18 protein-coding genes and 2 pseudogenes are annotated in these 22,909 nt (G+C 45.1%); 8 read left to right on the top strand and 12 right to left on the bottom strand.

The features are described from left to right. Nucleotides 1-31: 31 nt before the first annotated feature. From ACTB1O_RS10800 to ACTB1O_RS10745, 12 genes and pseudogenes are all read right to left on the bottom strand, one after another. Nucleotides 32-1,735, bottom strand: a complete 1,704-nt coding sequence (locus ACTB1O_RS10800; protein WP_462995144.1) for a formylmethanofuran dehydrogenase subunit A — start codon at nucleotides 1,733-1,735, stop codon at nucleotides 32-34. Further along, nucleotides 1,732-3,453, bottom strand: a complete 1,722-nt coding sequence (locus tag ACTB1O_RS10795) for a formylmethanofuran dehydrogenase subunit B (protein ID WP_462995143.1) — start codon at nucleotides 3,451-3,453, stop codon at nucleotides 1,732-1,734. Before ACTB1O_RS10795 ends, ACTB1O_RS10800 begins: the two co-directional genes overlap by 4 nt. Before the next feature lie 270 nt (nucleotides 3,454-3,723). Further along, nucleotides 3,724-4,524, bottom strand: coding sequence for a formylmethanofuran dehydrogenase subunit C (locus ACTB1O_RS10790; RefSeq protein ID WP_462995142.1), 801 nt, complete (start codon nucleotides 4,522-4,524; stop codon nucleotides 3,724-3,726). Nucleotides 4,525-4,535: 11 nt separating this feature from the next. Continuing rightward, the gene (locus ACTB1O_RS10785) at nucleotides 4,536-6,245 is read right to left on the bottom strand and encodes a formylmethanofuran dehydrogenase subunit A (protein ID WP_462995141.1); all 1,710 of its coding nucleotides are present in this window, start codon (nucleotides 6,243-6,245) and stop codon (nucleotides 4,536-4,538) included. Then, nucleotides 6,242-7,576, bottom strand: coding sequence for a formylmethanofuran dehydrogenase subunit B (locus tag ACTB1O_RS10780; RefSeq protein WP_462995140.1), 1,335 nt, complete (start codon nucleotides 7,574-7,576; stop codon nucleotides 6,242-6,244). Before ACTB1O_RS10780 ends, ACTB1O_RS10785 begins: the two co-directional genes overlap by 4 nt. Continuing rightward, complete coding sequence (locus tag ACTB1O_RS10775; protein ID WP_462995139.1) at nucleotides 7,577-7,993, bottom strand: molybdopterin dinucleotide binding domain-containing protein; 417 nt, start codon at nucleotides 7,991-7,993, stop codon at nucleotides 7,577-7,579. Nucleotides 7,994-7,998: 5 nt separating this feature from the next. After that, a complete protein-coding gene (locus ACTB1O_RS10770; protein ID WP_462995138.1) occupies nucleotides 7,999-8,415 on the bottom strand; it encodes a hydrogenase iron-sulfur subunit in 417 nt (138 codons plus the stop codon). Between the two features lies 1 nt (nucleotide 8,416). Beyond that, the gene (locus ACTB1O_RS10765) at nucleotides 8,417-10,444 is read right to left on the bottom strand and encodes a 4Fe-4S dicluster domain-containing protein (RefSeq protein ID WP_462995137.1); all 2,028 of its coding nucleotides are present in this window, start codon (nucleotides 10,442-10,444) and stop codon (nucleotides 8,417-8,419) included. 12 nt (nucleotides 10,445-10,456) lie between these two features. Next, nucleotides 10,457-11,362: a CoB--CoM heterodisulfide reductase subunit B gene (gene hdrB, locus ACTB1O_RS10760; RefSeq protein ID WP_462995136.1), complete on the bottom strand. Its 906-nt coding sequence runs from the start codon at nucleotides 11,360-11,362 to the stop codon at nucleotides 10,457-10,459. An 8-nt stretch (nucleotides 11,363-11,370) separates the two neighbouring features. Beyond that, a complete protein-coding gene (gene hdrC, locus ACTB1O_RS10755) occupies nucleotides 11,371-11,949 on the bottom strand; it encodes a CoB--CoM heterodisulfide reductase subunit C (RefSeq protein WP_462995135.1) in 579 nt (192 codons plus the stop codon). Between the two features lie 16 nt (nucleotides 11,950-11,965). Next, nucleotides 11,966-13,132, bottom strand: coding sequence for a 4Fe-4S binding protein (locus tag ACTB1O_RS10750; protein ID WP_462995134.1), 1,167 nt, complete (start codon nucleotides 13,130-13,132; stop codon nucleotides 11,966-11,968). A gap of 205 nt (nucleotides 13,133-13,337) precedes the next feature. After that, a pseudogene (locus ACTB1O_RS10745) lies at nucleotides 13,338-13,577 on the bottom strand (4Fe-4S binding protein); the annotation flags it as partial. Nucleotides 13,578-14,278: 701 nt separating this feature from the next. Between ACTB1O_RS10745 and fhcD the strand changes: the two are divergent. From fhcD to aksA, 8 genes and pseudogenes are all read left to right on the top strand, one after another. Next, nucleotides 14,279-15,163, top strand: a complete 885-nt coding sequence (gene fhcD / locus ACTB1O_RS10740; protein ID WP_462995133.1) for a formylmethanofuran--tetrahydromethanopterin N-formyltransferase — start codon at nucleotides 14,279-14,281, stop codon at nucleotides 15,161-15,163. A 247-nt stretch (nucleotides 15,164-15,410) separates the two neighbouring features. Continuing rightward, nucleotides 15,411-16,682 (top strand): bZIP transcription factor, encoded by a 1,272-nt coding sequence (locus ACTB1O_RS10735; protein WP_462995132.1) that lies wholly within the window; start codon nucleotides 15,411-15,413, stop codon nucleotides 16,680-16,682. 164 nt (nucleotides 16,683-16,846) lie between these two features. Further along, nucleotides 16,847-18,016 carry a Fic family protein gene (locus ACTB1O_RS10730; RefSeq protein ID WP_462995131.1) on the top strand — a complete coding sequence of 390 codons (1,170 nt, stop codon included), beginning with the start codon at nucleotides 16,847-16,849 and terminating at the stop codon, nucleotides 18,014-18,016. A gap of 104 nt (nucleotides 18,017-18,120) precedes the next feature. Beyond that, nucleotides 18,121-19,074: a tRNA(Ile2) 2-agmatinylcytidine synthetase gene (locus ACTB1O_RS10725; protein ID WP_462995130.1), complete on the top strand. Its 954-nt coding sequence runs from the start codon at nucleotides 18,121-18,123 to the stop codon at nucleotides 19,072-19,074. Nucleotides 19,075-19,111: 37 nt separating this feature from the next. Then, entirely contained in the window at nucleotides 19,112-19,999 is an 888-nt protein-coding gene (gene mmp11, locus ACTB1O_RS10720) for a methanogenesis marker protein 11 (RefSeq protein ID WP_462995154.1), read from the top strand. A 26-nt stretch (nucleotides 20,000-20,025) separates the two neighbouring features. After that, a complete protein-coding gene (locus tag ACTB1O_RS10715; protein ID WP_462995129.1) occupies nucleotides 20,026-20,958 on the top strand; it encodes a radical SAM protein in 933 nt (310 codons plus the stop codon). Then, a complete protein-coding gene (locus tag ACTB1O_RS10710) occupies nucleotides 20,958-22,172 on the top strand; it encodes a thiamine pyrophosphate-dependent enzyme (protein WP_462995128.1) in 1,215 nt (404 codons plus the stop codon). The genes ACTB1O_RS10715 and ACTB1O_RS10710 overlap by 1 nt, the downstream gene beginning before the upstream one ends. Next, nucleotides 22,153-22,909 (top strand): annotated as a pseudogene (gene aksA, locus ACTB1O_RS10705) (homoaconitate hydratase); the annotation flags it as partial. The gene ACTB1O_RS10710 and the pseudogene aksA, both read left to right, overlap by 20 nt.

The following is a 22,909-nucleotide window of genomic DNA, read 5'->3' as shown; positions in this document are numbered from 1 at the left end:
GATTTTACAATTATTTTAAAAAAGAAAATATTCAGAAATCAGATTTTGTCTCTATACAGTAATTGTCGTGCAGAAAACTCTCCTGTACCGGATAGTTCCCGAGCTTTACCGTATAATAACGCTCAAATTTCTTTATGAACTCAGGATCGTGTTCAATATTATGCTCTTCGGGAACTTTTGCTTTCACCCAGAATGTCCTGTTTCTGCCATCTACAAGGCACTGCCCGTCTTTTGACACAACAACTCCCTGTTTTATTGTGTAACTTGTTCTGCCAAGAGCCTCAATTACCTTCTCATAATCCTGTGTCGGGTCAGTCTCATCGACCTTCACCGGATAAACCGCGATGTCGGCATCGGCACCTATGCCGAGATGACCTTTGTTTAAGGACACAATTCCAAGAGCCTTCGCCTGTGCCGAGCGTGTCATAACAGCTATCTCATACCAGTCAAGTTCACGGTCAAGTGTATGGAGAAGAACCCTGTTTTCTGTATCCGGGTGAACTTTTGCAAACTCGGAATCACGATACTTTTTGCTCATTAAAAGTGCCGCAATCTCAGGATACTTAACAAAAGGAGCACCGTTCGGATTATCAGTTGTAAGCATACACTGCCACGGGTCCTTAACCTGCAGTGCAAGTTCAAGACCAATCGCCCACATAATTGAGTTTACAAGATTCTTACGGGAATACATCACCGGAATAACACCTGAGCCGGTCTCAAGCTCGATATCATGGTTACTCCATTTGTTGTGATAAAGCCTGTAAAGGTTAAACTCCATCGGCCCGTCGGCAGTCATGGTTGTTGTCTTTCCAAACATCACCTGACCCATATCTATTGCCACCTGCGGCTTTCTGTTAACCATCCATGCAATATCGTCCGATTTCGAGCAGAAATCACTCCATGTTGAACCGCCGTAAGAATGGAACTGCACATGTGTAAGATAAAGACTCTGCCTGTCCTTATTGAGATCAGGAGTCCTGTTCATCGTCTCTAATGTACACTTGTAGTTTCCGGGCTTTCCGAGATTGTTGCAGTGCAGATGAACAGAATGTGGGAGATTTAAAAGCTCATTTGCCTTTATCATGTACTCAATAATCTCAGCCGGAGTCACATCAAAATGCGGCACCTTCTGATGAATACAGCTGACATCATGCCCGTATCCCCAGGCTTCCGTTCCTCCCGGATTTGTGAGCTTAAGACCAAATCCCTTTGCAGCCGCAAGTGTCCATGCAACAACAGCAGCGGCTTTTTTCAGGTCTTTTTCATGAACAGCCTCCATTACAGACCAGTTGCCGTCAAAGAGGGTGTTTGCCATCGTGTCCTGAAGAGTCATGTATTCAAACTCCTCATGAGTGTGACGTGCTCCCATAGGTGCCATCGCACCCTCAAGAAGAGTTGTATACCCCATCGCACTGTAGCGGTAGGTATTTGCATAAACTGTAGGGACACTGTATCCTGATATTGCATGCATATATGGAGGACGTGCCCTCTCACGTCCGGCACGCATATCCTCGGGACTCATGTATCGTCCGAAATTGACCTTTGTACCGCAGATATGAGTGTGAGAATCGATACCTCCGGGAAGGGTAAGCTGACCTTTTATGTCAATAACCTCGGCAGAACTTCCGACAGACTCTGCAATCTTCCCATCTTTAATGGCAATATTCATAATTTCGCCTTTTATCCCGTTTATGGGATCGATAACCCAGGCGTTTTTAAGGAGAATTTCGCTCATTTCTGCTTTGCCTCCTTTATTATATCATATATTTTTGTCAGAACCTGCAGATCATTCGGCTGGTCTGAATTAAGAACCTTTTTAACCCACAGCGGAATTGCATCAAGCCTGTACGCCGTCCCTTCGGCATCCACACCGCACATTGCAACAGGAATCTGGACGTTTGCAACAGCAGTTGAAAGACTCGGGAATGGATCGATTACAACACACGGGATCTTTGAGAGCATCTCATTGCACTTTCTTGGGAGATGTGCACCGGGATCGCTTCCGATAATAACACATGCATCTGTTTCGCCTCTCGTAATCAGATCAACCGCAGAGGTCTCACCGGGATTGTAAAATGCTGTGCCGCGTGAATAGTCTATGGCATACGGATATCCGCCCATATACGTGAAGGTCTGGTTTGTGCCGTAAACATTCCAGTGACCTCTCATCGGTGTCAGTGTAAACTTGGTATGCCTGCAGAGTTCATCCACAAGTTCAACGCCGTTTCTGACGTTTTTGTACTTGCCGGGTGATTCGGTAAGCCCGATTCCGGTGAAGAAAACACCGAACTTTGCCTTAACACACATATCAGCAACCCTCAGGAGCTGCTCTTTTTTAACTCCCGAGACCATATCCGGAATTACATCTGCTCTTCCCCTTACAATCGCACGAAGGGCTGAAAATACGGCATAATCCCCTCCGGGTTTTATCTTTATGAATTCATCCGCATTCTTTGCGACATCAGTCTCCCTGATATCGACAACAATTAATTTCCTGTCGTGAAATGCGTCGTCCAAAAAATATCCGTCAGCATACATAGAATATCTGCTCATATGACGCGGGTGTGACTCAATCGGATTTGAACCCCAGTACACAATAACATCAGCCCTGTTCTTTATCTGGCCAAGTGTGCATCCGGGATGTCCTACCTCCTGAATCGCCATAATGGAAGGGCCGTGACAGATTGACGAGCAGTTATCAATTACTCCGCCAATCATCTCTGCAATTGAGATGCCCATGCACTGGGCCTCCCCGTATGTACCGGACCATCCGAAAAGAAGCGGCCTTTCTGCCTCCAGAAGCATATCCGCAGTATATTGTATTGCCTCATCATACGAGATATCCTTCCAGCCATTCTCTGTACGCATAATCGGCGCTTTTAACCGGTGTTTTGCAAGGAATTTCTGGCTGGATAAAGCACATCCGTTGTCAACGCCGATTATCTCATTATTCTTTATTGTAAGGGTAATATCATCACAGAGACATCCGCAGAGGGGACATACAACATCCTCAACAACACAGTCGCCGTTCTCTGACGTTGTAAGACATCCGGGGTCAGGATTCTCATAACGCAGACCGCCCTCCTCTTCCAAAATCTCCCAGGCGGATGATATTCTGTCGTCCTTCTCAGCCCTCACGACCTCAACATCAAGCCATTTGTAGTCAGGAGCTCCGGTACCATGGGTTCTGGAATGAAGAATAGAATTTGCGTGCGGGCCGCAGGGAATAAAGACCATCCCCTTCTGGACATCTTCTGTTGAGATTGTCTTAAATACAGTCTCCCATTCAGTGCTTTTTATCCTGACCAGATCACCCTGCTCAACACCAATTTCCATCATATCAAGAGGATTAATATAGCAGAGCGAGGTCTGTTCTGAATATGAAGGCTGATCTTTATAGTAAAGCTGTTCACCCTGTCGTATTGTCCTTCCGCTTGTCATTAGCAATTTCAATATTAGTCCTCCGGGGGATATCTCGGGCCGAAAACCAAAGAAAAACTTTGATTGAAGCTATCATTTAAGGCACAATCCAAAACAGGCTGTCCTCTTTTTAAAAGCATAAACCGTTATTCATCAGTCGGTTATCAATTGGAATAAATGTTTCCATATTTACACTATTTTAAAGCAGGATCGTAAAAAACACAGCGTTAATCATTATTTGGGCTCAGCGAAAGAAATCAGAATAAAGAGCCGTAATTTTGATTCAATTTAAAAAAAAGATTTTTAGAGTTTTGTATATATGTTACCGTAGACGATCTCACCCTTTCTCTTGGGGTGGCGCTCGCCAAGGTCACCGATATAGTGTGCGAATTGTGCAGTTTCACCTTCAACTTCAGCTTCGATGTCGCCTACGTACTTATATCCGGGCATTGGATATTTTATTTCGCCGAAGACGTATATGTCTCCTTTGACCATCTGCCCGCCTACGCGGCTTTCAACGTCGCCTTTGATAATGACAGTTCCGCCTTCTGCGTGTGTGGATACGTGTATGAAAGCATCGCCGTCAACTACTATCTTTCCGCCTCTCATGAAAGTTGCGATATCATTACCTGCGTTTCCTTTAACGTGGATAAGTCCGCCTTTCATACCGCGCCAGTCGCCACGGTATGCACTTCCAAGGTGGTTTTCGGCATTTCCATCAACGATAAACTCTCCGCCTTCCATTCCGATACCACAGAATGAATCAACATTGCCTTTAACGTAAACTTTGCCGCCCTTCATCCAGCCGGCTGTGTACATATCACAGTCGCTTTCAACAATAACTTCGCCTGCGGTCATCTGCTGACCGATGCGTTTGACCTTTTTACAGTCACCTTTGACGACAATTGTTGTCTCTTCTGCTGTTGCACCGGAAACTCCTTCGATCTCAAAATAAGCGCCGAGGGTTGATTTTAAGTTACCCTCATGGCACTCCAGATTTGCGATCTCTTCAGCTGTCTTTCCTGCAAATGCATCAGGGGTGACATTGTACGCCTCAAGGTAAAGTTCGTGAGTTCCTTTGGTTGTAATTGTAACTGTACTCATAACTTTTCACCTCATGCGGTAAGATCAACCTCAATTGCGAGTGGGTTGTGAACATGTTCATCGAATACCGCATAGTTCTCAAGATCAACTGTGTAATACTTGGTGAACTTCTCGCGAATATCGCGCTCAACCTGTAAATTCTCCGCCATCTTGACATCAGTCCAGACTGTGCGGTGCGGTGCTGAGCCGACCACAATACCGTTCTCAACAACAATATGACCGTCTTTTATGGTGAATAATGTCTCTGAGAATGCCTTTTCGATAAGTTCAGGATCGGATGGCATGCTCTCAGGGTTGAGATCATATATTGCAACGTTTCCGTTTGCACCGTTTGCAAGTGAACCATACCTGTCAGCGAGACCGAGACACTTTGCAGTTCCTGCACGTGTCATCTGTGCAATCTCGTACAGACTGAGTTCACGGTCCATTGATTCAAGAACTGTTGCGCTGATTACCTTGTCAGCCCACTTGAATGAATGGAGAAGCTCGTCACGTGCTGCTTTGGACATAAGCCATTTAATTACACGCGGGTAGCGGATGAACGGACCTGCATTCGGGTGGTCAGTTGTTAAGTGGCATCTCATGTGATCTTTTGCAAGAAGTGCAAGCTCAAGACCGATTGCCCACTGTATGTCACATACCTTGATCTTTGGATCATAGACGTATGGAACAACACCGGCTGCAGTCTCAAGTTCGACGTCAGTGTTTGCCCACTTTAAGTTGTTTAACCTGTTTAAGTGGTACTCAAACGGACCGTCAGCAGTCATTGTGGTTGTCTCATCAAATGTGACACATCCGGTATCAAAGGAGATATTTTTCTGACTGTTTACGTAGTCCATGATCTTTTCAGATGCAGACTCAAAGTCGCCCCAGTTTGTTCCGCCGTATGAGTGGAACTGAAGGTGAGTGTTGTGGAGAACCTGTTCACGTCCGAACTTGCTGTTGGCTTCTATGCCTTCTGCAAGTTTGAGTGTGTCAAGTGTTGTCTCGTAGTTTCCGGGGTTACCAAGATTGTTTCCGTGAACGTGCATTGAGTGTGGGAGACCTAAGTACTCGTTTGTCTCAATCTGTCCTCTTACAATCTCTGCAGGTGTGATGTCAAAGTATGGAACAGGGTCGTGAATTGTTGTACAGTTCATACCCCATCCCCATGCCTCTGTTCCGCCGGGGTTGACGCACTTTATTCCGAATCCCTTTGTTGCACGAAGGAGCCATGCGGTATATGCCGCATTGTTGTCGTATTCCTTGTTCTTGAGATACTCAAGCTGGAACCAGTTGTTTCCGAGAACAGGCATTGCGGAGATATCCACAATAGGTGTATCACGGATTTCTTCATGAACGTGAGGAGCATGCAGAGGCGGCATTGCCGCTTCATTAAGGTATACATATCCCATACGGGCGTATGCATATCCGGTTGCGAAGGTGCTTGGAACAGCAAATCCCATCTCAACCCTTGTCTGACCTGTTTTTGTCCTGCTTCTGAAGAGTTTATCTTCAGGACGCATCAGACGGCCGACATTGACTTTAGGTCCGACACAGTGTGTATGAATATCAACACCGCCGGCCATGACAGTCTTTCCGGACGCGTCAATTGTTTTGCCGCCTTTGACTTCCGAAGCATCAACGATCTTACCGTCTTTTATACCGATGTCTTTTTTATCGCCTTTAATGCCGGAAATCGGGTCAAATACAAATCCGTTTTTGATTAATAAATCGCTCATATGAATCCCTCTCCTTCAAGTTCAACCATACGTTCGTAAACTGCATCGAGGAATTCCTCATCTGAAGGAACACCTTCAGGTGCATTTACAACCTGCCTGTACTGAATAGGAACATTATCCATACGATAGACAATTCCGCCGACATCGACACCACAGATCTTTACAGGGACGTGAAGGTCTGAAATCTCACTTGCCATGTTGACACTTGGGTCGATTGTGATGAAAGGATGACTCTTTAAGTGCTGCACTGCCGGAATCGGGAAGTGAGCTCCTGCATCTGTACCGATGTTAATGAATGCATCGACTTCGTCACGCATTGCAAGATCAACGGAACTTGTCTCGCCGGGGTTCATGTGAACCATGGTCTTCTTTGTTAAGTCAAGACAGTAAGGGAAACCAAACTGCCATGACCAGACTGCTCCGGGTCCTGTGATATTGTAGTGACCACGCATTGCCATGATTGTGCACTTTGTGAACTCGTTTAAGTCACGTGTAAGTGAAATTGCAATGTCAATGTTGTGGTTACGTCCGTCTGAGTGGCAGAGACCCATTCCGTAGAAGAAGTTGCAGAAGCGTGCATTCTTAAGAATCTCAGCTACTTCAAGGATCTTCTCCTTAGGAATGTTTGCTACTACATCAGGGATGTCCTCTGCATGTCCGTGGCATACCATACGGAATGCATCGAACAGCTCAAAGTCGTGTCCCTGTCTGACCTGAAGGAAGTGATCTGCAACACGTGCAGTGTCTGTAAACCTTGGGTCAATTACAATAACTGTCCTTGATTTGTGTCCCTTTCCGGTGAAGAAACCACGCGGGAAGATGGAGTATCTGGACATGTGACGCGGGTGTGCATGTGCAGGGTTAGATCCCCAGTACACAATTACATCTGCACGGTTTTTGACCTCTCCCAATGTACAGGACGGGTAACCGTTGTCGAATATTGCAAGGAAGGAACTTCCGTGACAGATTGATGCGCAGTTGTCAAGACAACCACCGGATCTTTCCATTACACGTGCTGCTGCTGCATGACCTTCACAGTTGGTTGAACCAAAACCGTACATCAGTGGCTTTTTTGCATTGAGCAGAACCTTTGCTGTATAGTCAATTGCTTCCTTGAAGCTGACGTCTTTTACTGAGCCATCAGGCTGGCGCATACGCGGCAGTTTGACACGCCCCTCGTGGTCACCGCCGTGCATGAAGATCTCTGTTCCGATTGCACAGACATTCTTTACTTCAAGAACTCTCTTGCCGTCGTCGGAGACAGTGACTTCCACATCATCACAGCAGGTACCACAATATGGACATCCTACGTTTTTGATTACTTTAGGCATTTACTCATCACCTTTTTTCCAAAGGCCTACTGCTCCCTGAACGCATTCAAGAGCTGTCTTGATACACTCTTCAGGAGCAGGTTCAACATATACAGGGAAACCGCTGTACTGCGGTTCGCCGGTAGACTGGGTTCTTGGCGGAACAACCTGGTTTGCCCATACACCCTGTCTGATGTGGCATAAGCCTCTGTAACAGGTCTGGCGGGCGACAACTGCCTTTACAATAACTTCGCCGCTTTCACTTGTTACTTTGACATTGGTGTTTGGATCAATACCAAGCGCCTCAATATCCTCTTCGTTCATCTCAATGAGTGAACAGGCCTCAAAATATTCAGGTGAGGTCTTTCCAATCTCCATTGCAATACCTTCTTCAATGGAGCGCTGGGTAATCATGTTTAACAAAATTTTATCTGACATGTATATCACCTGTTCAGCGGGCTTGGACCCAGTTCTTTAACGGTACTGACAACGTCTTCCATAACTCCACCCCATTTTGCACCCTCGGATGCAGATACGAATGTCATTCTGAGTCTGTTGTCGTTTATACCGATATTTTTGAGGACGTTCTTCATCAGGAACATGCGTTTTGCGCACTTGAAGTTCCCTTCAAGGTAGTGGCAGTCACCAAAGTGGCATCCGGATACTAAAACTCCGTCTGCACCGTCCTGAAACGCCTTCATGATGAAGAGCGGATCAACACGGCCTGTACACATAACACGTATTGCTCGAATATCCGGCGGATACTGAATACGTGCACCACCTGCAAGATCTGCACCGGCGTATGAACACCAGTTGCATATAATTGCAATAATCTTTGGTCTCCAATCTTCTTCTGCCATTTTACTCTTCACCTCCGAGTCCGCCAAGCAGGAATGCATCAATCTGTGCTACAATCTGCGGACTTGTAAAGTGCTGCATACGAATTGCACCACCAGGGCAGAATCCGCCACAGGTACCGCATCCTTTGCATTTTGCTTCGGTTACTTCCATAACCTGTCTTCCGTCTTTTTCAATCAATGCAAGAGCACTGTAAGGGCACTGCGGGACGCACATTCCACATCCTGCGCAGAGATCCTCAACACACTGGGCAAAGTAAGGCTCAAGCTGAACTTCTCCCTGGTGAATCGGAATACTTGCTGCTGATGCTGCTCCTTCTGCCTGTGCAACTGTGTCAGGAATATCCTTTGGTCCCTGGCATACACCTGCAAGGAAGATACCTGCTGTGGTTGTACCACACGGGTTAAGCTTTGGGTGTGCTTCCATGTACCATCCGTCCTGTGACTTGGATATACCAAACATCTGGCGGAGTGGTTCTGCATCAGGTTTTGGCTGAATAGCAGCTGCCAATACAACGAGATCACATTCTATCGAGACTGGTCTTCCAAGAAGTGTATCCTCTGTTTTCACAAGGACATTCTTTGTGATCGGGTCTTCCAGAATTTCTGCAACACGTCCACGGATGAACTTGCATCCCTCATTCTGGATACGGTAATAAAACTCTTCATACATCTTTCCGAATGAACGAATATCCATGTAGAAGAGATATGGCTGGCATCCCGGGATCTTTTCCATTAACTGGTGAGCATGCTTAAGTGAATACATGCAGCAGAATCTGGAACAGTATGGTTTTGCAACGCCGCCTGTGTTGTCTCTTGAACCTGCACAGAGCACAAATCCAACCTTCATTGGTGTTGCACCGTCTGAAGGGCGAATCATGTGTCCGCCGGTTGGTCCGGATGCACAGATTAAACGCTCGAATTCAAGACCTGTGATTACATTTTCAAATCTCTTGTAACCCCATTCTTTCTTGTCTTCGATTGGAATCAGGTCATATCCTGTTGCAAGAATTACACAGCCTACTTTTACCTTCTCAAATGTATCTTCCATATTGAGGTTGATTGCATTCTTCTCTGTACCGCATATCTCCTTGCATAGTCCACACTTTACGCATGAATCGAAGTCGATTGTGTACTGAAGAGGCATTACCTGAGGGTGATAGATGTAGATTGCCTTTCTCGGGGCCATTCCCATCTCAAACTCGTTAGGCTTTATTACCGGACATATTTCTGCACAGTCACCACAGCCGTTACAGCCTGAACCTTCAAGGCCTGCTGCAATCATCTCGGGACCGTCATATGTGCCACGTGCCTTCTTTCTGAGTGTTATATCGAAGTTTCCGATGTAACCTTCAACATTTGCAACTTCGGTGTATGTCTTGAGTTCGATTAACGGGTGACGTCCTGCATCCACCATCTTTGGTGTTAAGATACACTGTGAACAGTCAAGTGTCGGGAATGTCTTGTCGAGCTGGGACATACGTCCGCCGATTGTTGGTAATGTTTCAACAAGATATGTCTTGATTCCTGCATTTGCAAGATCAAGTGCTGCCTGCATTCCACCGACACCGGCACCGACAACCATTGCAGCGTGCTCAACAGGCACACTCTTTGGCACAAGGTCTTCTAAGAGTCTTGCCTTTGCGACAGCGATTCTGACCTGGTCTTTTGCCTTTTCTGTTGCTCCGTCCCAGTCATGCATGTGAACCCATGAGTTCTGGTCACGGATGTTTGCCATCTCAAAGCGGAACTTGCTAAGGCCACCTTCTGCTGTTGCAGTCCTGAATGTCGGCTCGTGCAGACGTGGGGAACATGCAGCAACAACGATTCCTGTTAGGTTGTGCTCTTTGATTGCATCGATGATCTTGTTCTGACCTGGTGTTGAACACATGTACTGGTACTGGTCAGCCACAACTACATCGGGGAGGGTTTTTGCGTATTCCATAACATCGTCTATTGACAATGATCCTGCGATATTTGTACCACAGTGGCAAAGGAATACACCTATTCTTGGTTTCTCAATTTCTGCCATCTTTTATCCTCCTTATAGAATCTTCTCCAAAAATGACTTGCAGTCAACTGCATGCAGATCAAGAGCAAGTTCCTGTGGAGTCATACCCTGTGCAAGGCCTAAAAGCTCATTGTAGTGAAGAACAGGCAGGTCATAGGTCTTTCCGAAGTTTTCCTGTATTTCAACCTGACCACGGTCAAACTGAAGCTGACAGAACGGACAGACTTCTGTGATTGCATCTGCACCTGCTTCCTGCATGTTGATCAGCTTCTCGTTTGTGATGTCAAGTGAATGGAGAATATCGTATCCGCGGACACCTCCGCCTGCACCACAGCACTGCATTTTGTTGCGGTACTGGACAGATTCTGCACCGAGAGCATCTACAAGCTCTTCAATCCACATTGGGTTTTCAGTATCTCCAAAGTGGCGCTCTTTGCCTGGTTTTAATAAGTGGCATCCATAGTGGACTGCAATCTTTGTTCCTGCAAGAGGTCTTGTGACAGTATCTGCAATCTTTTTTACACCGCAGATCTTCTCGTCATAATAGAGTTCAGCAAGATGCCAGACATCTATTGTTCCCTTAAACTCCATGTCAACCTCTGCGAGGACTTCATTTACGCCATCGCGGAGTTCGTCATCGTGTTTAAGTTTGTGGTTGACTTCGTAGATTGACTTGTAACATCCGTTACAGATAAGGGCAATATCCTTACCCATCTCTTCTGCAAGACAGACATTACGTGCTGCCATTGCGTACCAGACACGAAGATCGATAGCGCCGAATGCACCAGGTGCAGGGCAGCAGCTTGCTCCTTTGAGAGGGAGAAGTTCGATTCCTACTTTCTCACTTGTCTTGATTGCAGATGCCTCACAACCGGGGTAACGGTTTGGTGCAATACAGCCAAGGAAGAATGCATATGAGTGTTCCATTTTTTTTGCCATATATATACTCACTCCTCCGAGAGAATGCGGTCTGCGTTCTCTTTTAGCTTGTAGTGATCCATAATCTTCTGGATTCCAGGAATAAATTCAGGATAGCTGTGGGTTGTCGGCGGGTCCCTTGGGAGACCAAGCTTCTCACGTGCTGCACGGTTTACATCGTTGTTTGGTACACCGTGTCCTGTGTTGTATATCAGCTGGACTGTCTTTAAGAAGTTTCTTGGAACAATGTCCTTTCTGAATGCAAGATTCCTCATTGCCATTATAACATCGGTTGGCGCAATGTCACGCGGGCAGCGGTCTGTACAGGAATAGCATGTTGTACAAAGCCAGAGATCAGGATCCGTTAAAGCCTCATCTTCAAGACCGAGCACTGCTCTTCTCATAAAGACACGAATGCGGTATGAACTGCGTGGTGCTGACGGGCATGAGCCTGTGCATGTACCACACTGGTAACACATATGCGAAATCGTACCGCTGATCTCCTTTACTTCTGTTGCGAAGTCTTTTTTGGAGTCATCGGTATAGTAATACCTGTCCTTAAGTTTCTCCTCAAGTTCAGGGTTTCCGTAATTTTTCTCAATTGCCATATGAATTCCTCACAGATCAAAGAGCTTTGACCTCTACCTCGCCAAATTCATCCTTCTGTTCTCTGACTCTGGATGTTCTTGGCGTGAGGAGCTTCTCCTTAATTGTCTTAAAGAGGTCAGTTTCCTTGCCCTTCATCTTGATGCCGGTACGCCTGAGAACGATGATATCCTCACCAGGGCAGGCGTTGACACATGCACCACAAAGTATGCAGAAGTCCTTGTTGACTGCAATATTAGCCTCAATCTCGCCATGCATGTCAGCCGGAGCTTTAGGTGACGGGAGGTAAATTGCATTTGCAGGACATACTTCAATACATGTGGAACATCCGCCGGGACATTTCTCAGCATGGAATTCAATATCTCCTTCAAATATTTTCTCAACAGTGATTGCTTCTGTCGGACAGTTGATTGCACACCAGCGGCATGTACAGCATTCGTCTTTATCGATCTGTACACTGCCTGTATTGTTGGGTTTCTTCTCAACAGGTCCGCGTTTGATTTCTATTGCCTCTGACGGGCAGATCTCAGCACAGAGGCCACAGCCGTCACAAAGTTTCTGATTCCAGATAACCTCGCCTTCGACGTCCCCTGTCTCAGCTGAGAACGGCTTTTTGATGACATCTATTGCAACGCAGATCTCACCACAGAGACCACAGTATGTACATTTGTCCTCGTTGTACACAAACTCGTTATTTGACTGAAGAGCCTGTGCCTTTTTAAGGCCAAAGAGATCTGTTCCCTCAAAAAGCGGAACATCACGAATGATTGCATCACGCGGACATACGTCCTCGCAGGTTGTGCACTGTACACACTTCTCGCTGTCAATCTCTGCTTTTTTGTCATATACCGGGAAACCTTCCTTTTCAACAATAGGAAGACATTCCTCGCCGTCTATCTCAAGTTTCATTGCATCAAATGGACACATTGCCACACATACACCACAGTATGAGCATTTTGTCTCGTCCACCTGAACTGCTGAACCATAATCGATCGCACCCCTGCGGTATGCACCTACAGGTCCAATGCTGATCGCATCTTCGGGGCAGGACTCATTGCATATACCGCATCCGGTACATCTTGAGTTGTCCAGGACAAGATTGTTCACCTGTTTTAAGAGCTTCTGCTCCATTACTGTGAAACATCCTTCCTGCCTCTTGGAGTATTTTGGAAAAAGCGTACTCATGAATTTCAACACTCCTATAATGATATTCTAAGCTTTACTCCTGTGCTCCGGACTTGGACAACTCTTTTCTGAGTTCCCAAAATTCAGGGAATTTCTTAAGCTTGGCCTGCCTTTCGACAAGTGCTTCGCACTCCTCTTCATAGTCCCGGATATCCTCTAGTCCTTCCATTACGGGGTGGGTATACCTGTCTTCGTTATGAAGCTGTTCCCAGCGTCCCTTAAGGGTTATTACATCGTATGGACATGCTTCAATGCAAATACCGCATCCTGCACAGAGCTCACTGTCAACATCAAGGATTTTTGCCTTTCCGTTGATAACGCAGTAAATCTTGTCTGTTGAGACAGGATCAACTGTATTGAGTTCCAATGCATCGACTGGGCATGCTACCACACAATTGTTACAACCAGTACAATTATTCATGTTCACATGAACTGCAAATGCCATCTATATCACGCACCGCTATATCGATCGTTAATCGATCGTAAAAAGTGGGGAAAAAAAATAGATAAATGTTCTGAAGTTATGCCCGCTTTTTTTGGAAAAAATACAGGATGTTTCTGCACACCAGGTTGACAAAGAACATAAGTCAATATTTTAAACTTTACATGCACCTCTTTTTAGTGGCGCGGTGAAAATGTCAAATAGAAAGCATTATATTTGGATTAATGCTCATTACACTGTCTTTTATTCAGATATTTTGCCATTTGGGCATTTAATCCTTAAAATAATACCAATAAATACATATTTTGCAAATTACTCAGGAACGCATAAAAGCAGAACTGGTTAACAAAGGAAATCAGACTAACCCGTTTAAAAAAATCAGTCACAACTTTGGTTTTTAATCTCAAATATTTTAGTTAATAAACTTTTTATTTCCAGATTATTGTTTTGCAGATATGGTAACACAGGCCATATGAAAAAGACTGAATTAAAGCTAAAAAATTCTCCAAGTCATTATTATATATGTGCGAATTTCTCCAACCGGATTTTTTCCTTTTGCCTCCGGATAAAAAAGAAATATTATTTTACCTTACAAGTGTGAAATTAGACTGTCAAAAAAACTTTGATGATGCCATCTTTCTGGCCATTCAATGTTTGATGAAGATCAGCTTTTTGATCTTCATACCCAAATTTGAGGTTATTTTATGGAATTAAACGGAGTTACAATCGATAACGAATATGCAGAAGCATTCCCCAACTGGGCATGCAGAGTAATTATTACTGCAATTAATGAAAAGTGGGCATACCAGGCAGCAACCGAGGCAACCGGATTTGCAACATCAGCAATCGGATGCCCGTGCGAAGCAGGAATTGAGATGTTCCTCTCCCCTGAAGAGACACCTGACGGAAGGCCGGGAGTTGCAGTTCTCTTCTTTACAGGCGGAAAGAAGAAGATGAAGGAGCAGGTTGTTGAGCGCATTGCAGAATGTGTCCTTACACAGCCGACAACAGCGGTTTTCGACGGAATGCCTGAGGCAGAAGAGAGAATCGATGTCAAACTTCACTTCTTCGGCGACGGATATGAATACCAGAAGGAAGTCGGCGGCAGAAAATGCTGGGCTATTCCTATCATGAACGGCGAATACGTCGGTGAGGAAAACTTTGGTATTGTAAAGGGAATTGCAGGCGGAAACTTCTTCATTATGGGAGAAAACCAGCCTGCGGCCCTCATGGCAGCAGATGCGGCAGTAGATGCAATCTCCGGTGTACCGGGATGTATGTGCTCATTTCCCGTAGTTGCATCCGGTTCAAAGGTCGGGTCAAAAAAATACAAGTTCATGGTCGCAACAACAAACGAGAAGTACTGTCCTTCAATCCGTGACCAGGTTGAGGATACAAAAGTCCCTGAGGGTGTAGGCGCAGTCTATGAGATAGTATTGGATGGTGTTGACGAGGATTCAATTAAGGAAGCAACAAGAGTGGGCATTGAAGCCGCAACAATGATTCCGGGCATCAAATTCATTACAGCAGGCAACTTCGGCGGAAACTTAGGTCCGTTCAAGTTCGACCTTCATGAGATTCTTAATTAAACTAAAAATCTTTTTTTTAATCTGATATCGGGATGTTACATTTTCCCTGACATAATCATGTGAACTTTAATTTTAGGATTAGAGACCCCGCTAAGAAAATTTATTCAAAGTCAGGGATTACTGACTTAAAGTGCAGGATTGTCAGCCGGATATATCATTTTTAATAAATAAGATCAGTGACAGACTCCTCAAAAAATTAAAAAAAATATTCATACTATGAAAAGAGATTATATTTTAGTGAGGCTTTATGAAGAAACAATATTTCAGTTCATTTATCTTTAGGAGACTGTTGTTTTTCGCCCTTGTCTGCATGCTTATTCCGGCAGTCATGGCGGCAAGCGAAGACACAGGTGCATCTGAAGAGAGAGCAATCAGATTTTCGATCCCTTCAGCATACACTACCGGTGAGACAGTGTTTGCCGAAGGAATCGCAAACCTTCCGGTAGGAACAAACATCTACGGCATTGTAAAAGGGACTGATTCGGATTTCATCTATAAAGTCACCAAAGAGTACACTGTCTATGAAAAGGGAACAGACGGATGGAACAAATGGAAGATTTATGCCGACACCACAGGCTGGAATGAAGGCATCTACGAACTTACAGTATATGAACCTGTAAGCGGAGCGGAAAAATCCAATACCTTCAGATTAACAGAACCTGAATCATCTCCTTCAGGACAGCAGAATACAGAGAGTAGTTCATCCGGCACAGAAGAGAGAGCTATCAGAATGGCTCTAAAAAACACCTTTTATGACGGTGAAACTGTCTATGTAACAGGCATTACAAACTTCCCTGTTGGCACATACTTTGACGCATATGTGAAATCATCAGATTCGGATTTTGCATATACACTAAAAGAGGGAGGTTTTGTGTACCAGAGTTCAGCGGAAACGTCCGGGTGGAATGACTGGAAACTATATATTCAGCCGGACGGATGGAATTTTGGCACTTATGAACTTACTGTAACCGAACCTCTGACAGGAACCTATAAGTCAGGAAAATTTACCCTGGCAGAAGTTCCCGGAAATACAGATTCACAGAACCAGTATACCTATGAAAACCAGAGGAACATAAGATTCAGTCTTAACAAGCAGTACTGCATCAACCAGACAATAGAGATTGACGGCATAACTGACCTTCCCGCAGGTTCAAAACTTGCACTTCAGATAGAGGGCGTAAACGTCAATTTCAAATGGACTGCACCTGAACCACTCACAGTTGTTGCCGGCTCGGAATCTGAAGGCTGGAATTCTTTTAAGACATCCTTAAATTCCGGAGATATCGGGACAGGGACTTTCACGCTCAAAATTATGAATGAGAATTCCGAAACAGAAAAAACAGCGCAGTTTGAAATAACAGACAAATGTGACGGAATTCAGACAGATCTTTTTGAAGGAGATGATAATTCAGAGCAGGAGTTAATAGAACAGCTTCAGAAAGAAAATGAAGATCTGAAGAAGGAAAACAGCATGCTCAAACAGATTATTGATCTGTTGTCATCACTTTTCGGAAACTAATACAATTCTTTTTTTTCTGATATCAAAATCTGACTTTTTTCCCGGCACAATTATTGTGCGATTTAATTCAAATATTACAGACTTAGCGGAAAAAATTTTATTCTAAGTCAGGGAATACTGACTTAAAGTATTAACTCACTACCTAATTCAGGAATGTCAGACTTATGAAAAATTCCCTGAATGCTGACGATATAAACGGCCAATACGAAAGTCGTGCAGGAGTACCCGTACGCCAGAAAGGCGGTTATCTGGCGTTTATCCCAAAGCCACTCCCACCCAGTCCGCCGCTTTTAATGAATACAGTGCTCAAAAAACATCTTGCAGATGCCGGGACAGCACTTTCACGACTTGAAGGTGCGGCATTCACACTGCCGGACACCGACATTTTCATGAAGCTGTTTATCAGAAAGGAGGCCGTTTTATCCACACAGATCGAAGGAACGCAGGCCACACTCAGAGGTGTATTCGCATCCGAAGCAGGGACAGAGACAGGTGAAGACCCTCATGATCTGCGGGAAGTCATAAACTATATCGGTGCACTTGAACAGGCAATTTCTGAGAGTGGTAAAATACCTGACCTCATGTATCTTCAGAACATTCACAGGACTCTGATTGAAGGAGCAAGGGGCAGGAATAAATCACCAGGTGTCTTCAGGGATGTTCAGAATTACATAGGACGACCGGGTTCAACCATAAATGATGCAGTCTTTATCCCGCCCCCGCCGGATATGATAAAAGAACTTCTCGACTCACTTCTAAAATTTTACACATCAGATGATGATATTCCGCATCTTTTAAAAGCCGCACTTATTCATGTGCAGTTTGAGACAATTCACCCATTTATGGACGGAAACGGAAGGCTTGGCAGGCTTTTGATAGTGCTATACCTCATCCGCTGCCGGATGATAACAAGCCCTGTTCTGATTTTAAGTCTTTACTTAAAAGAGCATCAGGAAGAGTATTACAGGCTGTTAAATAACGTCAGATATGAGGGTGAATGGGAAGAGTTCTGCATATTTTTCCTTAAAGGGGTTAATGATGTATCGAAAAGAGCACTTCTGGCAATACAGAGAATACACAGATTAAAGCAGGACACTATAAGACTGCTTCATGAAAACGCTGCTGACAGTCCGGCATCCGTCGGCATGGTGGATCTGATCTTTAAAAAACCTGTAATATCTGTAAATGATATTATTGCAGACCTCGGAATCAACCGTCAGAGTGCATATGATCTGATGAAAATATTTGAAGACCTGAAAATTTTAACTGAAATTACAGGTAAGAAAAGATACAGGAAGTATCTGTTTTCTGATTATCTGGCAGTTATTGAGTGAAAATAAAATTTTATAATCATTTATTGATTCTATTTTACAATCAAACCCATTAAATATCATGTTGCCGAATTTTCTGTTAACGAAATTTTCGGTGACAAAATATAATGATTACACTGACACCCGATGAGGTAAAAGAACGCTACGGCCAGATGTTCTGCAAAAAATTCCTTGTTATAGTTGACGAAGAAGCAGGAAAAGCTGAAATTATTGAGCACTGCTGTCACAGGGGAGCAATAGAATGGGATGTCATGAACAGAAGGCGTGCCGGCGGTGCGATTGAGTCAATCAGTGTCGAAGGTGCCTCGATGACGATGTCAGCCAGAATAGGCAAATATCCGATAAACTTTGGTGCGGCAGGAGATGACATCGGAGGTCAGGCGCTTGAGGGAGTAACAATAAAAGGTGATATGGCAGTAACAGACTGGGCCGGAATTGCAGGTGCGGGAGTCGGAGTTGCAGTATGCCTTCCGCAGGCGCCCGGAGTTGTCAGGACCGAATACCCGTCAGAAGAGGATTTGAAGGCAGGCGGTGCAAGGACATGCAGAACCCGCATCTATTCTCCGAAATATGTGAAAGTCTCAATCGGAATTGATGATACCGATACTAAAGAGTCAGGCGCAACATGGGTTTTGGCATCGAAGTGTGCTGAAGCATGCACTATTGAGGGTGTCGAATACCTTGACATGCGGCTTATTCAGCTAAACCCCAAAGTCCCTAACAAGACCACAAACTGTGTGGGATCAGCCCTTAATTTTGCAGTTCTTCCCGGAAAGGTAGAAGAGCTCCTCGCTTTTGTAAAGGAGTTTATTGAAGAAGGGTCAGTAAGTTCTGATACCGGAATCGCGGTATGGACAGGCCTTTCACTTCCCGAATCACCGTATCTTGAAAAAGTGAAAACCGAAGTGCTAAACGTAGCCGAATGTGAGACGGAGGCGGAAATACTTGGAATAAGATACATCGACTCTGCAAAGAGCAAAGGCAGAATCGGTGCACTCGGGGCAGTCCTCTGGGCAAACAGGGGAGTTGAGGCGGCAGGTCTGTATGGTGAACATCTCTGAAAACGAAAAGAAGTCAGGAATTAATCCTGAGGATTACATGGAATTTGAAGAAAATTTCCTTGAAAATCCATACTCGGTCTCCTATCCGGAGATTCTGGGGGTTGCATCCGAAGACAACAAAAGCGTTGAGCTTATCGAGAGATTTGACTGTATTGGCGGTGCGATGTGGGCGAAAAACCACTACACCAAAAGTCCGCTTGTTAAATCCTCAAAGATTGTCGGAAACACCCAGAGATTCATGCTTGATGCAGGACGCGTCAGCCTTGACCTTCAGGGCTCTTATTTCCCCGCCGGAATCAGCGAAGTTGCGGTTGAGGATTCAGAGATTTCCGTAACTTACATAGGAATGGGGGGCGGAGGCGTCGGTGCAAGCATATGCAGGGCAACCGCAGGCGGTGTTTTAAGGCATAGAACCGACCCGTGCGGCGGCGGAAAGGTTGCAGGCTCAACGATATGGCTCCCAAAATTCACAAGGGTTGTAATAGGGCTGGATGATACCGACACACCTGAAGAAGGTGCGACCTGGACTCTGGCACACAATATATCAAAGGCAGTCGAGGATGAGAATTCACGGTATCTTTCACATACAATAACCCAGCTGTTCCCTGTCCCTTACAGGACAAAGAACTGTGTCGCAATTGCATGTGAATTTGCATCAGCAGAGCCGGAAAAACTTCTTGACAGATTTGAGAGTCTTGTAAAAAAGTACACCCTCTCTGATAAGACAGGACTCTGTGCATACATCGGATTTGACACATCTGCCCTTGATTCATACGGAAGTCTCGTTAAGGCAGGCGAGGTTACAATGGACGACTTTGAGAAGATAAGAGACCTTCTTGATATCAGGATTGAGGGACGCGGAATCATAGGCGCCGCCGCTGCAATTCCGTATTACACAAAATACGACGAGGCATTATTAATATGAGCCTGAGACTGTTCAAACCACAACTCTTGGCGATCGGAACCGCAGGGCTTACCGGAACGGTGTGTGATATTGAGCAGTCCCATGCAGGTCCGGGCGCAGGAAGGGCAGGCTCTGTCTTTTTTTCTGACGGAGAGACAAGAGTCAGACTCGCGGTCGATGAAAAAAGCCCTGTTAAAATTCATTGCTACGGAAAGGAAAGGGCAGAACTCTCATTCGGCGATATCCATATCTCAGGTTTTGTCGAGCCTGTCGGATGGCACTGTCCGAAGCAGGCCTATATCACAGTAAGCGAGGGATGTATATTTGGGTGCAGATTCTGCACAGTTCCTAAGCAGAAAGGCAGGATAAAAAGTCCTGATATTATTGAGAAGATGGTAGCCGCTGTTGCAGACAATATTGAATGCATATCCTTAACGAGCGGTGTTATGGGATCACCACAGGAGGATGAAAAACGGGTGATTGAGGTTATAAAGCGCCTTAAAAAGTTTAATCTTCCAATCGGCGTCTCCATATACCCGACAGAGAATACTCCTGAAAAGTTATTTGATCTTGGTGTATCCGAGGTCAAATTCAACCTTGAAACTGCAACTGACTCTCTTTTTAAAGAAATCTGTCCGGGACCTGAGAGAAAAGTTCTGTGGGACGCTCTTATCAAATCAGTTGAACTCTTCGGAAAAAACAGGGTTTATTCAAACGTAATCCTCGGCCTTGGCGAAACAGACGAGGAGATGAAAAAGTGCATTACAGAACTCTGCGAAAACGGCATAATCCCTGTGATAAGACCCTTAACTCCTTCAGGAGAACTTTCAGAATTTAAAAGACCAACAGCCGAAAGAATCCTTGAGATGTCTGAATTTTTAAAGGAGGCGCTAATAAAAGCCGGACTTGACCCGGCAAAAGCCCTTTCAATGTGCTCCAGATGCACGGGATGCGATCTTGCGCCGGGGAGGGATCTGTGATGAAAACAGAAATTCTTCTTGCAGAGGCTGTCATAAAAGGCTCTGATACATGCTACTCAGTTCCCGGATATCCGGTGACAGAACTTTGTGATTACTGCCGGGCCGAATACACAATAAACGAGAAGACTGCACTTGAATACGCACTCGGTGATTCACTTACCGGCCTGAGATCGGTTGTAATTGTAAAAAATGCCGGCATGAACGCACTCTGTGACCCGCTTGTCAGTGCAACAACACAGGGAATCAGAGGCGGAGTTGTGATAATCGCCGGCGATGACACAGAGGCTAAAGGCTCACAGAACAGGCAGGATTCAAGATACTTCGCCGAAGTTGCACAAGTCCCGCTGCTTGAGCCAAGACCGGATGATATTGCATCCTGTATTGAGTCAGCGTTGCAGGCATCAGAGAAATTTTCAAGAGTATGTATTATCAGAGTGACACAGGACATTCTCAAAAGTGAGACAAATGACTCCCATATACCATACAGAGTTCAGAAATACGGAGACCTTGCGGCACCTGATCTTACAATGAAGGGGAGATGCGAATATTCCGATAACAAAACCCGTGAGATGTACGAATGGTCAAAGCCCCCGTTTGTCTGGCCCCCGTCTGAGTTGTCTGTGAAAACAGCCGGCAGTGACACAGGATTTGACAGAACTTTCCTTTATGAGCACCGAAATCCGTATCCGCCGAAATTTACAGAAGAACCTGAGTCTGCAGGAGTGCGGGGATTTACAAAGACTCTCTGTCCGAACTGCCCGTATAAGATGCTCTTTGAGACTATTGCAAAATCCGGAGTTGAGGCAGTTTGTGATACAGGATGCTCGCTTCTTTCCAAAAATCCGCCATACGGATTCGGAATTGCAAACTACGGACTGGGATCATCTGTCGCGGTTGGAGCAAAGAGCACAAAAATTGCCTTAACAGGCGACTACGCACTGATGCATTCCGGAATTAACGCACTTATTGATATTCACAAAAAGGAAATTCCGCTTTTATGCATCGTTTTGAAGAACAAAAAAATGGGCATGACAGGGGGGCAGGATATCTTCGATATTATGCCATACATAAAATTTGCAGATCCTGTTGTAATAGCAGCCAATTCCCCGGATGTGCTAAAAGAGCATCTCAAAGATAAGCCGAAAAACCTGAAGATAATTGTTGTTGAGGGAGTCTGTCCCGAAGGTGAGAAAAATGAAACCATTAGATGTTGAAATTTGTGACGTTACATTAAGGGACGGTGAGCAGACACCGGGAGTCTCATTCACATGTGATGAGAAGAAGGATATCGCAGAGAAGCTTGACCGCATCGGAATTGAGGTGATAGAGGCAGGATTTCCAAGCGTCTCTGAAGCTGAAAAGAGGAGTGTTAAGGCAATTGTTGATATGGGACTTTCCGCCCGGACATGCTGCCTTGCGAGATGTGTCAAAACAGACCTTGACGCCGCAATCGACTGCGGTGTTGACCTTGTAAGTATCTTCTTTGCGACATCAGATCTTCACATAAAAACCAAATACAAAAAATCCCGCGAAGAGATGCTTGAATTAACACTTGAAATGCTGGATTACGCAAACGATCACGGACTGAAGGTTCGTTTTTCCGCAGAAGAGGCATCAAGGACAGATATCGGATTTTTAAAGGAGATGTACAGAAGAGGAGCAGAAAGAGGCGCTGCGTACAGCAGTTTTGCTGACACTGTCGGATATATGACTCCCCTTGAGATGTATAATACTGTAAAGGAGCTAAAAAAAGATCTCAAAAATCCGCTATGTGTTCACTGCCACAATGATATGGGATTTGCATCCGCAAACACAATAACAGCCGCACAGGCAGGTGCATTTCAGCTTCATACAACTGTCAACGGGATAGGGGAGCGTGCCGGAAACGCAAGCCTTGAAGAGGTTCTGGTTGCCCTCAGGATGAAGGGCGGTGTTGACCGCTATGACTTAA

It is taken from the genome of Methanomicrobium sp. (genome assembly GCF_055145805.1).
The sequence above is the reverse complement of the archived record's forward strand: the minus strand, read 5'-3'. Positions and strand labels throughout refer to the sequence as shown.